The sequence below is a fragment of the Lysobacter yananisis genome, assembly GCF_031199375.1.
GTDB classification, from domain to species: domain Bacteria; phylum Pseudomonadota; class Gammaproteobacteria; order Xanthomonadales; family Xanthomonadaceae; genus Lysobacter; species Lysobacter yananisis.
The window spans coordinates 333991-349030 of the sequence record NZ_CP133568.1 but is presented as its reverse complement, the minus strand read 5'-3'; the positions used below and the strand labels follow the sequence as shown (position 1 = coordinate 349030).

General features: G+C 69.6%; 15 protein-coding genes, 1 tRNA gene and 1 pseudogene. 11 read left to right on the top strand and 6 right to left on the bottom strand.

The genetic code is table 11. From position 1 onward, the window contains the following. Window positions 1-74 precede the first annotated feature (74 nt). Window positions 75-131, bottom strand: a pseudogene (locus RDV84_RS25650) (DUF6053 domain-containing protein); the annotation flags it as partial. A 128-nt stretch (window positions 132-259) separates the two neighbouring features. Between RDV84_RS25650 and RDV84_RS01570 the strand changes: the two are divergent. From RDV84_RS01570 to RDV84_RS01560, 3 genes are all read left to right on the top strand, one after another. After that, window positions 260-333 (top strand) — tRNA-Gly (locus RDV84_RS01570). Window positions 334-677: 344 nt separating this feature from the next. After that, window positions 678-1079 carry a hypothetical protein gene (locus RDV84_RS01565; RefSeq protein WP_057946461.1) on the top strand — a complete coding sequence of 134 codons (402 nt, stop codon included), beginning with the start codon at window positions 678-680 and terminating at the stop codon, window positions 1077-1079. A 140-nt stretch (window positions 1080-1219) separates the two neighbouring features. Continuing rightward, on the top strand, window positions 1220-1579 hold the full coding sequence (locus RDV84_RS01560; RefSeq protein WP_057946462.1) for a bleomycin resistance protein: 360 nt from the start codon (window positions 1220-1222) through the stop codon (window positions 1577-1579). 12 nt (window positions 1580-1591) lie between these two features. On the opposite strand, the gene RDV84_RS01555 is transcribed toward RDV84_RS01560, so the two are convergent. Continuing rightward, a complete protein-coding gene (locus RDV84_RS01555; protein ID WP_309152251.1) occupies window positions 1592-2527 on the bottom strand; it encodes a hypothetical protein in 936 nt (311 codons plus the stop codon). 124 nt (window positions 2528-2651) lie between these two features. Between RDV84_RS01555 and RDV84_RS01550 the strand changes: the two genes are divergently transcribed. The 6 genes from RDV84_RS01550 to RDV84_RS01525 all read left to right on the top strand — a co-directional run bounded on the left by RDV84_RS01550 (window position 2652) and on the right by RDV84_RS01525 (window position 8309). After that, window positions 2652-3032, top strand: a complete 381-nt coding sequence (locus RDV84_RS01550; RefSeq protein WP_057946464.1) for a VOC family protein — start codon at window positions 2652-2654, stop codon at window positions 3030-3032. A gap of 148 nt (window positions 3033-3180) precedes the next feature. After that, window positions 3181-3849: a hypothetical protein gene (locus RDV84_RS01545; protein ID WP_309152250.1), complete on the top strand. Its 669-nt coding sequence runs from the start codon at window positions 3181-3183 to the stop codon at window positions 3847-3849. A gap of 362 nt (window positions 3850-4211) precedes the next feature. Further along, window positions 4212-4709, top strand: a complete 498-nt coding sequence (locus tag RDV84_RS01540; RefSeq protein ID WP_309152249.1) for an ATP-dependent zinc protease family protein — start codon at window positions 4212-4214, stop codon at window positions 4707-4709. A 116-nt stretch (window positions 4710-4825) separates the two neighbouring features. After that, on the top strand, window positions 4826-5734 hold the full coding sequence (rimK, locus tag RDV84_RS01535; RefSeq protein WP_078999630.1) for a 30S ribosomal protein S6--L-glutamate ligase: 909 nt from the start codon (window positions 4826-4828) through the stop codon (window positions 5732-5734). 553 nt (window positions 5735-6287) lie between these two features. Then, complete coding sequence (locus RDV84_RS01530) at window positions 6288-6968, top strand: response regulator transcription factor (RefSeq protein ID WP_057946468.1); 681 nt, start codon at window positions 6288-6290, stop codon at window positions 6966-6968. A gap of 3 nt (window positions 6969-6971) precedes the next feature. Continuing rightward, window positions 6972-8309, top strand: a complete 1338-nt coding sequence (locus RDV84_RS01525; protein ID WP_057946469.1) for a sensor histidine kinase — start codon at window positions 6972-6974, stop codon at window positions 8307-8309. Between the two features lie 172 nt (window positions 8310-8481). On the opposite strand, the gene RDV84_RS01520 is transcribed toward RDV84_RS01525, so the two are convergent. The 4 genes from RDV84_RS01520 to metF all read right to left on the bottom strand — a co-directional run bounded on the left by RDV84_RS01520 (window position 8482) and on the right by metF (window position 13903). Next, entirely contained in the window at window positions 8482-9396 is a 915-nt protein-coding gene (locus RDV84_RS01520; protein WP_057946470.1) for a branched-chain amino acid transaminase, read from the bottom strand. Window positions 9397-9517: 121 nt separating this feature from the next. Next, a complete protein-coding gene (locus tag RDV84_RS01515) occupies window positions 9518-10222 on the bottom strand; it encodes a DUF4124 domain-containing protein (RefSeq protein WP_309152248.1) in 705 nt (234 codons plus the stop codon). A 1226-nt stretch (window positions 10223-11448) separates the two neighbouring features. Beyond that, window positions 11449-12717, bottom strand: coding sequence for a M12 family metallo-peptidase (locus RDV84_RS01510; RefSeq protein ID WP_309152247.1), 1269 nt, complete (start codon window positions 12715-12717; stop codon window positions 11449-11451). Window positions 12718-13078: 361 nt separating this feature from the next. After that, window positions 13079-13903, bottom strand: coding sequence for a methylenetetrahydrofolate reductase [NAD(P)H] (gene metF / locus RDV84_RS01505; protein ID WP_057946474.1), 825 nt, complete (start codon window positions 13901-13903; stop codon window positions 13079-13081). Window positions 13904-14065: 162 nt separating this feature from the next. Between metF and RDV84_RS01500 the strand changes: the two genes are divergently transcribed. Then, complete coding sequence (locus RDV84_RS01500) at window positions 14066-14782, top strand: GNAT family N-acetyltransferase (protein WP_309152246.1); 717 nt, start codon at window positions 14066-14068, stop codon at window positions 14780-14782. Beyond that, window positions 14763-15005: a LytTR family DNA-binding domain-containing protein gene (locus RDV84_RS01495; RefSeq protein WP_309153664.1), complete on the top strand. Its 243-nt coding sequence runs from the start codon at window positions 14763-14765 to the stop codon at window positions 15003-15005. The genes RDV84_RS01500 and RDV84_RS01495 overlap by 20 nt, the downstream gene beginning before the upstream one ends. Window positions 15006-15040: the final 35 nt, after the last annotated feature.

Below are 15040 nucleotides of genomic sequence, written 5' to 3'. Positions count from 1 at the left end.
CGGGCGGCCGATGGGTTGTCCGCGTTCGATCTTGATGCGAGGAACGAGAAACCGGGCCGGGAGGCCCGGTTTCTTTTTGTCCGGATCGCGGCGACCTGAGCCGAAAGCGTCGGGCCTGAAGGCCCTCCCACAAAAGCTATCGGCGCTTCGGCTGCGCTTGTGGGAGGGCCTTCAGGCCCGACGCCTTTCGACCAGAACAGGACGGCCCCTCCGTCCCGATTTGCCACCCGCGCCGCCGCGTCATAGACTTCGATCCGACGCGGGTGTAGTTCAATGGTAGAACTGCAGCTTCCCAAGCTGCTAGCGTGGGTTCGATTCCCATCACCCGCTCCATCGTCTCGCTTCCCTGGCGCGCAACGCGCCGGACCGATCAGGAAGCGCCATCCCAGCCTTGCCACACACTTTTCGACGACTCGCCTGTGGGCGCGTTAGCGGTTTTCCTGGCGTTGCCGGCGACGACCGCAACGAGGCCTTCGAGATGATCTGCAAGCCGTATCGGCACATCCAGGCGCTGATGGCGGCGCAGTACGCGCAACGCCATTGAGGCGCGCGGCCCCCGACTTGCCATGGCGGGATCGCTGCGGAGCGATATCGCCGGAATCGGCCAAGTCCGCTGCGCGTCGTCTGCCTGCCCGGCCACTATGATGAGGCCCGGATCGAATCGCTCAGGACGGCACATGCAATCGAAAACGGATGCGAACGCAGCATGGGCGCTCGGTCTCCTGGACTGGAACCGCGCGCATCTGACCCACGACAGCGACTTGAGCGAGGCCGCGGTCGGCGAGCGGTTCGCGGATCGGCTTGTGGTCAAGGCCAACGGGCGGACCTACGAGGCCGATCGGCGCGCTTACAAGGAATTCCTCGACGGGTTCCGGCGCACGATCGCGGCCATCGATTACCAAGTGCACGAGACGGTGGCGAACGAGGCGTCCGCGGTCCTGGTCATGAGCGCCCGGGTCGACCGGCTCGACGGGTCGGTCGATCGCTTCGAGGCGATGCTGCTGTTGAAGTTCGACGGGTCGGGACGGGTCGAGCTTTGGCAGGAGGTCTACGTCAAGGCGGAAGGCCCGGCGGGCTGACGGGGCGACGAGGCGACGAGGCGACGAGGCGACGAGGCGGCAATCGGCCACGAACCCTGGGGCGGCGGCATCGCACCTGCCAGAGTGAGACACTGCGGCCGTCGCCCGCCACGACCGCCTCATCCCTCAGGAGCGTCCGCATGCGCCAGACCGTCATTCCGCAACTGCGCGTCCTCAGCGCCGAACGCAGCCTGCCGTTCTATGTCGACGGGCTGGGCTTCAGCGTCGATTGGCAGCACCAGTTCGAGCCGGGGTTCCCGCTGTTCCTGCAGATCACCCGCGAAGGTCAGACCTTGTTCCTGACCGAACACACCGGCGATTGCGAAGTCGGCGGCGCGGTGTATCTGATCGTGCCGGACGTGGATGAATGCCATCGTCGCTTCCGCGCCAACGGGGTGACGCCGACCGAAGCGCCGCACGACACGCCGTGGGGCAGTCGCGAGATGTCGGTGACCGATCCGGACGGCAACCGTTTGCGCTTCGCCACCGACGCGGACTAGCGCGGCGACGGCTCAGTCCCGATCCGCGTCGTCGTCGGGTTGCGGCCGGTCCACCGTCGAGCGGATCTCGCCGCGCCGCCACTGCGCCAGGCGCTGCGAATAGCGCGGCGCGATGCGGTCGAAGTTTTCCCAATTGTCTTCGGTCATCGCTTCGCCGGGCTTGCGCCAGTAATTGGCGTCGCCGAACAGCTCGCGCGCGTCGAACAAGGCGCAGGCCGCGTCCGGCGCCATCAGGCGCTTGGCGTAGGCGTGGCAGAACGAGGCGTGGCGCGGGCGCACGTCGCCCTGCCACAGCAGGCCGCCGAGCGGACCGGACAGGAATGCGAGCGGGGTGGTCCGGCGTTCGCGCAGCGCGGCGAGGGCGTCGGCGTCGAGGCGGTCGGCGCGCAGCACGTCGTTGAGCGCGCACCAGGCGGCGAAGAAGCCGTCTTCGACCGAGTGCGCGGGGTCGCCGCCGGGATGGATCGTGGCGTAGTCGGACTCTTCGGCCACGCGGATCAGCAGATGACGCGGGCGGTCGCGGTCTTCGTCCAGGGTCGCCTTCGCTTCCAGCCCTTCGCGCGGCGGCGGCAGGGTGTAGCGCACTTCCTCCAGGCCGCCTTCGACGCGGCGGCGGAAACGCGCGCCCAGCGCGGCGTCGTCGAGCGACCAGTCGAATCCCGGCGGCAGCGCGCCGCGGTAGTTCGGGTAGACGAAGGCGTGCGACACCCACGACACCCAGCGGCGGCCGTCCTTGCGCGGCGGGAAAAAGGCGCGGTTGACGATCCGCGCGGTGGCGGCCACTTCCAGGCCGAGCTTGCGGTTGCCGATATGCACGCTGCTGTTCGGCGTGGCGTTCTTGAACGGTTTGACGCCCATTGCCTGCGCCAGGCGCGCGGCGGCGGGGGCGTCGATGCGCTGGCCGAGTGCGTCGAGCAGCAGCGCGGTGAGGTCGGTGGCGGTGGTCATGGCGTCGTCCGCAGCGGGGTGTGGGCCGGTTCGCGCCGGCGGCCCGCGGATGATAGCGGCGGCGCGGTTGATCGCGGCGCCGCGCCGGCCCATTCTCGCGGTCGACTCCAGCAGGACATCGCGCATGAACCTCACCGTCGTCGAGATCAAGGCCTTCGTCCCCGCGCGCGATTTCGAGCGCGCCAAGGCGTTCTATCTGGCGCTGGGCTTCGAGCTGCCATGGTCGTCGGACGACCTGGCCTATGTGCGCCACGGCAACACCAGCTTCCTGCTGCAGCGTTTCTATGTGCCCGAGCACGCCGGCAACTTCATGATGCACCTGCTGGTGGAGAACGCCGACGACTGGCATGCGCGGGTGCTCGCCGCCGACGTGGTGGAGCGCTTCGGCGTGCGCCTGGAGCCGCCGCAGGACCGGCCCTGGGGCCTGCGCGATTTCGTCCTGACCGATCCGTCCGGCGTGCTGTGGCGGATCGGCCACAACCTGCCGCTCGCGGCGGCCGGCTGAGGCCGGTGCGGCAGCGGCGAGCCGGCGCCGTTCGGCGGCGAGCGCTGCTTGAACGCCAAGCAACCGAGGGCCTCGCCGGGCACTCGCGACGGCCCGCGCTTGTGCGCACACTCGCGCGGTTCGCACGACTCGCAGGGATGGCAGAGGGATGCAGGCTGAGCAATCGACGCCGGTGGCGCCGGCGGTGCGCGCAGGCGCGGCGCGCGAAGTCTCGCGCGGCGAATCGGTGCTGGCCTGGACGGCGGTGGTGGCGTTCCACGCCGCGTTGTTCTGGCTGGCCGGCAAGGCGCTGATGCCGCGCAGCGCCGCGGTCGACGCGCACGCGTTGACGCTGGTGTGGTTGCCGCCGCCCGCCGAGCCCGCGCCGCGCGAACCAGCGGCGGCGCCACCGGTGAACCCGCCTGCGCGTGCGCAGCCCGCGTCGCGCCATCGCGCGCCGCCTGCGCGCATAGCGGCCGACGCCGCCGATCCCACGACCGACGCCGGCCTGACCGCGGTGGCGATCGGTCCCGCGCCGCCAGTGCCGGTCGCGCCCGCCGCCACGGCCACGCGCGCGCCGTGGGACGCGCCACCGTCGCCGCCGGCCAAGCCCTTCGCCCGCCGCGCGCCGGACTTGCCGGGGCAGGGCGCGCAGCGTTTCCGCATGCGCCCGCCGCGTTCGATCGCGTCGACGGTCGGACAGATCGGTTTGCTGTTCGGCGGCGGCGGTCCGTCGGACTGCGCGGAGACGCGCAAGAACATCCGCGACCTGGCCGTGCTCGGCGCCGAGGCGGTAGCGCAGGAAGTGGAAGAGGAACGGCGCAACTGCCGCAACTGATCCGGCGGCCGGCGCGTGCGGGCCGGCGCTCGCGGATTGGATCGCGCAGGACGCGGCGGGGATGTCGGCGTGGCTGAATCGGTCAGCTTGGGGCGACGCCGCGGCCATCGCGGAGCGTGCCGGCCGATGTAAAAAAATCATTCCCGCCCGACGCCGCAACGAACGCATCGACGCTCGCAACGCGGCCGAGTTAGACTGCGCGCCCGGTCGCGCGGCCGGCCCGCCGTCGCGCATCGCATCGCAGCCACGGGCGCGGCTTGCGCGCCCGCTGCGGACCGGCCGGCGCGCGGCCGCGAAGCCGCCCGCCGCCGTCCCTGTTGTCGCCCCCGAGTCCTTTCAGCGTTCGCCACAACGGAGGTGCGATGTCTTCCCCGATCCTGTCTTCGCCGGCGATCGCCGCGGGCCCGTCCGGCCACGCGCCGATCGTCCTGGGCTGGCGCGAATACGCCGCGCTGCCGCTCCTGGGCATCGCCGCGGTGCGCGCCAAGATCGACACCGGCGCGCGCAGCTCGGCCCTGCACGTGGAGGCGCAATGGCGCTTCGTCGAGGCCGGCGCGCCGTGGGTCGGCTTCCGCCTGCGCCCGGGCGCGGCCGGCGGCGGCGAGGTCGAGGCGCTCGCGCCGGTGGCCGACGAGCGCGAGGTCACCGACTCCGGTGGCCACCGCACCCGCCGCGTGTTCATCCGCACCGTGCTGAGTCTGGCCGGCAGCGAGCGCGAAATTGACATGAACCTGGCGGATCGTCGCGGCATGCGTTTCCCGATGCTGCTGGGCCGGACCGCGGTCGCGCACGCCTTCACCGTCGATCCCGCGCGTTCGTTCCTGCACGGGCGCGTGCGCCGCCGTCCGCCGCGCGCCTGAGCCTGCGTACCGGCCCGCGCGTCCGAGAACGGCGCGTCCGGTCCGGCACGCTTGAACCCGCGCGCACACGCCCCAACTCCGCCGAATCCCCTTCCCACCTTGCAGCCGACCCCGCCATGAAGCTCGCGATCCTGTCGCGCAACACCAAGCTCTACTCGACCCGCCGGCTGGTCGAAGCCGCGCGCGACCGCGGCCACAGCGTGCGCGTGCTCGACCCGCTGCGCTGCTACATGCGCATCGCCTCCGACGGCTTCCAGATGCATTACAAGGGGCGCGAGATCGCCGGCTACCACGCGGTGATCCCGCGCATCGGCGCCTCGGTGACCCGCTACGGCTCGGCGGTGCTGCGCCAATTCGAGCTGATGGACAGCTACAGCCCCAACACCTCCGACGCGATCCTGCGCGCGCGCGACAAGCTGCGCAGCCACCAGCTGCTGGCCGCGCAGGGCATCGGCCTGCCGGCGACCGTGTTCGGCGACAACCCCGACGATACCGCCGACCTGCTGTCGATGCTCGGCCCGCCGCCGCATGTGATCAAGCTCAACGAGGGCACCCAGGGCGCCGGAGTCATGCTGACCGAGAAGCTGTCGGCGTCGAAGGGTGTGATCGAGGCGCTGCGCGGGCTCTACGCGAACTTCCTGGTGCAGGAGTTCGTCGCCGAGGCCAAGGGCGCGGACCTGCGCTGCTTCGTGGTCGGCGGCAAGGTGGTCGCGGCGATGAAGCGGCAGGCGCCCAAGGGCGACTTCCGCTCCAACCTGCACCGCGGCGGCACCGCCAAGGGCGTGCGCGCCAGCGCCGCCGAGCAGGACGTGGCGGTGCGCGCGGCCCAGGTCCTGGGCCTGGGCGTGGCCGGCGTCGACCTGATCCGGTCCGCGCGCGGGCCGCTGGTGCTGGAGGTCAACGCCTCGCCCGGCCTGGAGGGCATCGAGGAGGCCAGCGGGGTCGACGTGGCGATCGAAATCGTCGACTACGTGGCCGGGCGGGTCCGGGAAAAACCGGCGCGTCGGCTCGCCGCGAGACGCTGAACGGGGCGTTTTCCCGGGGTCTGGCTTGCCCGATCCCCGGCAAATGGCAAGCCGGGCAGGTCATCTGTCGGTGACCCGCCGAACGGCAGGTCCCCGGCGCGGAAGGGCCGGGCCCGGACGACTCCAATTTCCGGTTGCGGATAACTTTTATTTAACACCGTTTTTAACGACGGTTTAATCGAAATCCGCGTAGCTTTGGCCCACCGAAGCACTGCCGCTCCACCCAATCACGCTCCTCGTCAGACGTCATCTGGGCGAACGCAGGTTACGGTAATCGGGGCAACACCTTTTGGCCCAGGCGCGGTGGCCCCGCGTCTGGGCCTTTGTTTTTTGGCCGCGATCGGGGGCAGGGGGCGCGGACCCGGGGCCATGACTTCTGGCCCATTCGCCGCTTCGGCGCGATGCCGCCTGCTTGCGGGCAGGGGCGTTTCCCGTTCATTTTACAAACGCTCTGGCAGAATCCACCGCCTGCCGTCGCCGCTTGGCGCGCGACGCCTACGGAACCTGTTGCGTGCGGCCATGGTCGTACCGCCACCCCCATTGGGACGAGCTCATGCGCATCCTCGTAATCGAAGACAACCAGGACATCGCCGCCAACCTCGGCGACTTTCTCGAAGACCGCGGCCACACCGTCGACTTCGCCGCCGACGGCATCACCGGCCTGCACCTGGCGGTGGTGCACGACTTCGACGCCATCGTGCTCGACTTGAACCTGCCCGGCATCGACGGCCTGGAAGTCTGCCGCAAGCTGCGCAACGAAGCGCGCAAGCAGACGCCGGTGCTGATGCTGACCGCGCGCGACAGCCTCGACAACAAGCTCGCCGGCTTCGACTCCGGCGCCGACGACTACCTGATCAAGCCCTTCGCCCTGCAGGAAGTGGAAGTGCGCTTGAACGCGCTGTCGCGGCGCGGCCGCGGCGTGCAGACGCGGGTGCTCAACGCGGCCGATCTGGAATACAACCTCGACACGCTCGAAGTGCGCCGCCAGGGCAAGCTGCTGCAGCTCAACCCGACCGCGCTGAAGATCCTGCAGGCGCTGATGGAAGCCTCGCCGGCGGTGGTCACCCGGCAGGAACTGGAGACCCGGGTGTGGGGCGAGGAGCTGCCGGATTCCGACAGCCTGCGCGTGCACATCCACGGCCTGCGCGCGGTGGTCGACAAGCCGTTCGACACCCCGCTGATCCAGACCCGCCACGGCATCGGCTATCGCATCGCAGCGCCCGAAAACGGCTGACGCGTGGCCCCGTCCGATCCTTCCGCGGCGCGGCTGAGAAAGAAGAAGCGCTTCCGGCGGCGCTTGCGCAGCCGCATCATCCTGTCGTTCGTGCTGCTCGGTTTCGGGCTCACAACGATGTTCGCCTTCGCCACCAACTGGACCCGCACGCGGGTCGAGAACCAGTTGATCGAAGACGCGATGAACCGCAACATCGAGAAGGCCGCGCAGCAGTTCGAGCTGGCGCCGGGCAACCCGCAGTTCGGCTTCGACCAGGTGCGCGCGTTCGTCTATACGCCGGACAAGTTCGAATCGGTGCGGGTCAACCGGCCGGAGTGGTACGAGCTCAAGGACGGCATCGTCACCATGAACGGCGTCGGCGACGACGGCCGGCCGTTCGCCTACAAGCTGGCGGTGCGCAAGACGCCCAAGGCGTGGTTCTTCCTGGCCTACGACACCACGTCCTCGGCGCGCAGCGAGGCCCAGTTCAACCGCGCGCTGTATCTGTCGGTGCTGGTGTTCACCCTGTTCTCGCTGCTGGTGGGCTGGTGGGCGGCCTCGCGGGTGATGAGCCCGGTGTCGGAGTTGGCCAACCGGATCAAGCGTTCCGGCCGCAGCGCCCAGTCCGAAGCGCTGGCCGCGCACTTCCCCGACGACGAAGTCGGCCAGTTGGCCGAGGCGCTGGACGACTACGCGGTGCGCCTGACCAACGTGGTCCAGCGCGACCGCGAGTTCAACGCCGACGTCAGCCACGAACTGCGCACGCCGCTGGCGGTGATCAAGGGCGCGGTCGAGCTGCTGCTGTCGCGGCCGGATCTGGAAGAGAAGAGTCGCAACCGATTGTTGCGGATCCAGCGCGCCGAGCAGCAGTGCACCGACCTGATCAGCGCGCTGCTGCTGCTGTCGCGCAACGAGCGCGGTCACGGCTCGACCGACCTGGCCCGGTTGTCGGAGCAGTTGCTCGACGCGCACCGCGCGCAGATGGGCGCCAAGAACCTGGCGTTGAGCGTGGAAGGCGAGCGCGGGCTGGTGGTGGACGCGCCGGAGGCGGCGGTCGCGGTGGCGCTGGGCAACCTGATCGGCAACGCGGTCAAGTACACCACCGAAGGCAACGTGGTGGTGCGGCTGCATCCGGATTCGGTCGACGTGATCGACTCCGGCCCGGGCCTGAGCGCGGAGGACGCGGCCAAGCTGTTCGAGCGCGGTTATCGCGGCACCCATGCCGGGCACTCGCAGGGCGGCGGCATCGGCCTGTCGATCGTGCGGCGCCTGTGCGACCTGTACGGCTGGGACGTGCGGGTCAAACCGGGCGAGGAGCGCGGGGTGGTGGCGACGTTGCGGTTTTCGCGACCCGCCGAGTGAGCGCCGCGGCGGCTGTGGTGGGAGGGGCTTCAGCCCCGATGCTCTTGCCTCAGATCGCGACGACCTGACCGAAGAGCATCGGGGCTGAAGCCCCTCCCATAACAGCCAAGCGCAAAAGAAAAAGGCGCCGCGTCCGCTCCCGGCGGCCGCGGCGCCCTTGTGCGCGCAGCGCTTACTTCACCGCTTCGAGCCAGCCGTACTTGTCGGCGGTCTTGCCGTTGAACAGGCCGAAGAACAGTTCCTGGATGCGCTCGGTGACCGGGCCGCGGCGGCCGCTGCCGACCTGGCGGCCGTCGACCGAACGGATCGGGGTGATCTCGGCCGCGGTGCCGCACATGAACAACTCATCGCACAGATACAGGTACTCGCGCGGCAGGTCGCGCTCGACCACTTCGATGCCGGCGTCGCGGGCCAAGGTGATGATGGTGTTGCGGGTCAGGCCGTTGAGCAGCGCTGCGCTGACCGGGGTGGTGTGCAGCGCGCCGTTGAACACCAGGAACAGGTTCTCGCCGGCGCCTTCCGACAGCAGGCCGGTCGAGGCCAGGGCGATGCCTTCGCCGAAGCCCAGGCGGCGCGCTTCGCGCGCGACCAACTGGCCGGAGAGGTAGTTGCCGCCGGCCTTGGCGCCGGCCGGGATGGTGTTCGGGGCGAAGCGCTGCCAGCTCGACACGCAGGCGTCGATGCCTTCCTCGAGCACGCTCGGGCCGAGGTACTGGCCCATCTTCCAGGTCGCCACGGCCACGTCGGTGGGCGTGTCGGCCGACAGGCCGAAGCCGCCGAGACCGCGGTAGGCGACCGGTCGCAGGTAGTCGGTGCTGTGGCCGTTGGCCTTGATCACTTCATGGCAGGCGGCGTTGATCTGCGCGAGCGAGTACGGGATCGGCATGTCGTAGATCTTGGCCGAGGCGAACAGACGCTGGTTGTGGTCGTTCAAGCGGAAGATGATGGGGCCGTTCGGGGTGTCGTAGGTGCGGATGCCTTCGAACACCGACGAGCCGTAATGCAGCGCGTGCGACATGACGTGGGTGGTCGCTTCGGCCCAGCGCTTGATCGAACCGTTCTGCCAGATCCATTCGGGGTATTGCATCGTCGGCTTCCGTCGTCGGGTGGGGAAACCGCTATTGTGCCCTGCGCGGTGGCGCCTTCCCAACGCGACTGCGGCGTATGGGCTTGCGCGGCACGTCGGATGCGCCCATTCAGGCGCAGGTTCAACCGCCTTTGATCCACCAGCAGCCGAAGTGGCGGGTCAGTCCGAACACGGTGCGCGATGGCGTGACGCCGTTGGCCAGGGTCTGCTCCAGGCGCAGCGCGACCGGCGCGGCGCGGCGGTGGACCGGAGCCGGCGCGGCCGGCGCTTCGGCGACGGCGGCGGGATCGCTGGCGGGCGCCGGATCGCCGTCCATGCCGGCGGGGCGGCCAAGGCCGGTCGCGGGCGCGGGCGGCGGCGTGGCCGGCGGCAGCGGCGCCAGCGCGGCGTTCGGCGCGGCCGCCGGCAGCGTGGTCCACGGACCGGGACGCGGCGGCGCGGGTTCGGGCGCGGCGCCCATCACCGGCGCGATGTCGAGCAGCGGCCGCTGGGCGATCGCGTCGAGACGCTGGATCACCGCGTAGCCCTGGTCGTCGGACATGCCGGCGAAGTGATAGACCGCGGCGAGCTTGTTGCCGTCGTGGGCGTCGATGGCGGTGGTGATCGCGCCGACCAGATCGCGCAGGTTGCGCGCGCAGCCGCCGGCGTAAGCCGCCTCGGGCTTGGCCGCCGCGGCGTTGCCGCGCGGCAGCCGATCCACGCCGCCGACCGCGGCGCAATCGCGATCGGTGTAGACCGAGTTGCCGCGCGCGTCGGTGCAGCGGTGGATCTGCGCCGATGCGGCGGCGGGCGACAGCGCCGCCGCGGCGAAGACGAGCGGCGGCAACAGGCGGAGGCTGGGACGGGCGGCAGAAGGCATCGGCGAAGACTAGCGCCGGGGGCGGCGCAGGGACAGTGCAGCGGTCGCGGTGGGGGCGGCCGGTCGTTGCCGGGGTGGAGTGGTCGCGGCTTGGGTCGCGCCAGCGGTCGGTCGTATTGCGTTTTCTTTCTGCACCAGCGATGCGGAGCGAGGCTGCGAGACGGCAATTGCGAAGGACCTCGACGGCCGTCATTCCGGCGAAAGCCGGAATCCATTTTGCTGTTGCTGTTGTTGCATTTGCTTTCGCTGTTGCTTTATCTCCTCCTGAAACGAGGCCCCAGCTGCGCAGACCCGGAGGGCGCGCGCATGGATGCGCGCGTGCGCCGTAGGGGCAGGATGCCCCTTACGGCGCATCCCTGCGCAAGGCGCTGGACCTGGTGGCTTGTGACCTTAAACAAGCGTTTTTCTTTGGCTACTTTCTTTTGTCGCGCTGACAAAAGAAAGTAGCTCGGCCGCTTGCGGACGAAAGCATTTGATGGTGGCTTGTCATCGCGTGACATATCGATAACGGCGAAGGCAGCAGCAAAATCAAAATGGGTTCCGGCTTTCGCCGGAATGACAGCGGCGGGGTTGCGTATCCGACTGTAGGAGCGGCGCGAGCCGCGACCGCGACAACGCACCTACGATGAAACTTTCGCAATTGCCGCGATGGCGCGGTCGCGGCTTGCGCCGCTCCTACAGGGGGCGTGCCGCGGCGGGTTCTGCTTTTGCGTGTGCCTGCGGGTGACGACAAGCGAAGATCAAGAGCTTCCGTCCGCAAGCGGCCGGGTCACTTTCTTTGTCTTAAGCCACAAAGAAAGTAACCAAAGAAAAGGCCTTATTTTTTCGAGTCAAGAGCCACTAGGGCTCGAAAGGGGCGCGGGGCCGCGCCATAAGGGGCATCCTGCCCCATGGCGCGCGTGCGCATCCATGCGCACGCCCTCCGGGGCTGCGGGATGACTGCATCGGACTTAAGGGCGAGCACAAGCAACGGCAAAGGCAGCCGCAACCGCAAGATCAAAATGGATTCCGGCTTTCGCCGGAACGACGGGAGCGGGGATTCGGGGGCCGTGACTCCCGGATGCGGCGGCGAGGCTGCGTTGCTGGGATCGATCGCAGCGGACGCGGCTCCGGCAGGGATAAGCGAAGGCGCGCGGCCGCCGAAGCGCGCGATCCGCGCGCGGCGCCGGTGAGCGCCGCGCGCGGGGCGAAGGTCAGCGGAAGCCGGCGACCGTCGCGGCGCGCTGGTTGAGCACGCGCGCGTTGTTGCTCTTGGCCGTCGTGCCCATCGGCGAACCGTTGTAGGTGATGTTCGGGTTCGACCAGTAGTTCAGGCGCGGGCAGTTGCTGCCGCAGTTGTAGGCCATGATCGTGCGCCAGGCGTTGCCCGGGCCCCAGTAGCCGTGGCCGTAGGGGTAGATCGTGTTGTTGCCGTTGTTCGGATCGTGGTGCGCGCCGAAGTTGTGGCCGATCTCATGGGCGAAGCTGTAGTAGCCGGTCATGCAGCTCGCGCCGACCACGCTGAAGGCGTTGGTCGCGCTCGAGTTGAGGTAGCCCAGGCCGCAGTACGCCGGGTCGGTGATGATCAGGACGTTGACGTCGGCTTTGATGGTGTTGCGGGTGGTGTGGTAGTTGTTGAGGTAAGCGTCGGTGGTGCCGGCGAAGCGGCTCAGGTCGGTGTCGAAGCCGGCGCTGACGTAGCTGTCGGTGTACTGGCCGGCCAGTTCGAAGCGCACGTTGACCGCGCTGTTGGCGAAACTCTGGTTGCTCTCGGTGATGGCCAGGTTGGCCTTGGTCAGGGTGTTGCCGACCGCGTTGGCGGCGGCCTGGGTGTAGACCACCATCACCCGCACCACGGTCGGCGCTTTTTCGCCGGCCTTGGCTTCGTCGAACGCCGGATCGAGCTTGAGCGGCGGCATCGGCAGGGCGGCGTAGGAAGACGGATGGTCCTCGGGCATCTTCGATTCGTCGATCAGGCTGATCGCGTGGCCCTGGCCCTTGAGCGGGTCGATGCGGTACAGCTTGCCGCCGCTGCGCACGGTGCCGGAGATCTGTCCGCCCTGGCGCACCAGGATCGCCGACTCTTCCGGATTGTCGATCAGCTCGGCGCCGGTGAATTGGTTGATGCGCTTGAGCTGGGCGTTCGGGTCGCCGACCATGCCCTGCCAGACCACCACGCCGCCGGGCTTGGTTTCGGCCTGCAGCTTGTGCGCCTTGAGGCTGACGCCGGGGGCGAGGTTGAGCAGCAACTGGTCCTGGGTCTCGGTGATCTGCGCGGCGTCGGCGCGGACCAGGTCCACGCGCACGGCCGCGCGTTCGGCCTTGGCGGCCTTGAACGCGCTGTCGGCGTCGGCGCTGCGCGCGAGCGAGGCGGCCGGCGCGGCGAATAGCGGCGCCGGTTCGGCGGCCGATGCGGCGCCGGCCAGGCCGAGCGAAAGGGCGATGGCGAAGTTCAACGGCAAGAGCTTGTTGCGGACAGTCATGTGCGCACTCTCCATTGGGGACCGCTGCGCGCCGCGCGGCCCGTGGCCGGGCCGGCGGTGGCGGTCGCGAGGGCACCGCTCGTCGTGGCGATGCATCCTGGCGCCAGTGGGCGCGCGCGCGGTCGCGCGGCTCAAGACCGAACTTGTCGCAAGACAAACGCAAGCTGAGACCTGCGCGTGCAGTTCGTCATTGGTGCTGGGCAGCACGACGCATTTGTGTGCGTTGCGTCGTTTCGCTTCAGCTGGGTGAACGCGCGTCGCCGGTCGGGCGTATACGGTTACGCGCGCGCTTTCGCATCGCGATCGCCGCGAAAACCCGGCCGCCCGCAAGCGCGCGCGGGGACGCGCGCGTCGCGTCTGCTCAGGCGATGCGCGAGAGCACCGACAGCGTCGGCTTGGCGAGGTTGAGCGTGTAGAAGTGCAGCCCCGGCGCGCCGCCTTCGATCAGGCGACTGCACAGCCGCGCGACCACGTCGGCGGCGAACTCGCGGATGCTGTCGGCGTCGTCGCCGTAGGCCTGCATGCGCTGGGCGATCCAACGCGGGATCTCGGCGCCGCACAGGTCGGAGAAACGGCGCAGCTGGCTGAAGTTGGCGATCGGCATGATGCCGGGCACGATCGGTACGTCGATGCCGGCCGCGCGCACGTCGTCGACGAAGCGGAAATACGCGTCGGGGTTGTAGAAATACTGGGTGATCGCGCCGTCGGCGCCGGCGCGGACCTTGCGCTTGAAGTTCTCCAGATCCGACAGCGCGTCGCGCGCCTGCGGATGGGTTTCCGGGTACGCGGCCACTTCGATGTGGAAATGGTCGCCGGTCTCGGCGCGGATGAACTCGACCAGTTCGTTGGCATAGCGCAGGTCGCCGGCGCTGGCCATGCCCGAGGGCAGGTCGCCGCGCAGGGTGACCAGGCGGCGGCAGCCGAGCTCGCGGTAGAGCTCGAGCAGTTGGCGGATCTCGCCGCGGGTGCCGCCGACGCAGGACAGGTGCGGCGCCGCGTCGAGGCCGTGCTTGCCGCGTAGGCGGCGGATGGTCTCGGGCGTATAGCTCAGGGTCGAGCCGCCGGCGCCGAAGGTGCACGACACGTAGCTCGGCGAGAACCCGCGCAGCTTGGCCGCGGTCTTGTCGAGCTGGCTGCGCTGATCGTCGGTCTTGGGCGGATAGAACTCGAAGCTGATCGGCAGCATGGGACGGCACCGTGGCGGGGTTGCCGGGATAATATCTCTTTATCGCGATGGATTGGAATATCGCTGGATGGGGCAAGGTCCGACCAAAGTCGCACTCCGCGCCGGCTTGAGCCGCCGCCGCCGCGCCGCCATTGCGATGGGCAGTCCCTGCAGGCGGCCGGCATGAGCGAAGGCGATCTCGACAATCCGATCTGGGCCTCCCTGGCGAGCCGCCATCGCGCGCTGGCGCTGGGCGCGGGCGGCGTCGCCCGCTATCCGGCCGAGGTGGCGCCGTTCCTGGGCGTGGCGAGCGCCGATGCCGGCGAAGGTGCCGACGCCGATGCGGCGCTCGAAGCGCTGGTGCCCGCGGGCGACACAGCCTTGGTCCTCGGGGTGGCGCCCCGGCCCGGCCCGCGCTGGCGGCTGCGCCATCTCGCCGACCTGGCGCAGATGATCTGCCGCGCGCCGATCGCGGCGCCCGACGCCGGCGACGACGATGCGCCCATCGTCGAGCTCGACGCGGCCCGGCGCGAGGATGCGCTGGCGCTGACCGCGCTGGTCTATCCGCATTACTTCCGGCCGCGCACGATGGAGCTGGGGCGTTACTTCGGCATCTACCAGGACGGCCGGCTCGCGGCGATGGCCGGCGAGCGCATGGGCACGGACGGCTACACCGAGCTCAGCGCGATCTGCGCCCACCCGGATTTCCTCGGCCGCGGCCACGCGCGCCGGCTGCTGGCGTTCCTGGCCAACGACAACCACGCGCGCGGCCGCGTCCCGTTCCTGCACGTGAGCCAGGAGAATCCGCGCGCGGTCGGCCTGTACCTGCGCAACGGCTTCGAGCTGCGGCGCGCGATCCCGTTCTGGGCGCTGAGCCGGGCTGAGCCGGCGCGCCCGTAAGCGCCGTCGTAAAGCGACGCAAGCTCAAACGCGGCGGCGATGGGCGCGGCTGGACCCGTCGCTGTTCTTCCGCGCCGAGCGCAACCCTCCGCTCAACCTGCGTGCGGTGAAGTCGGTGGAACCGGCGGTGGGCGACGGCTACGAACTCGAACTCAGGGACGGCAGTCGGATCGAGGTGTCGCGGCGGCAGTCGCGGGAACTGCGCGAGCGGTTGTCGTTGTAGTGGCATGGCGATCGCGGCGGCGGGTCGATGCGATG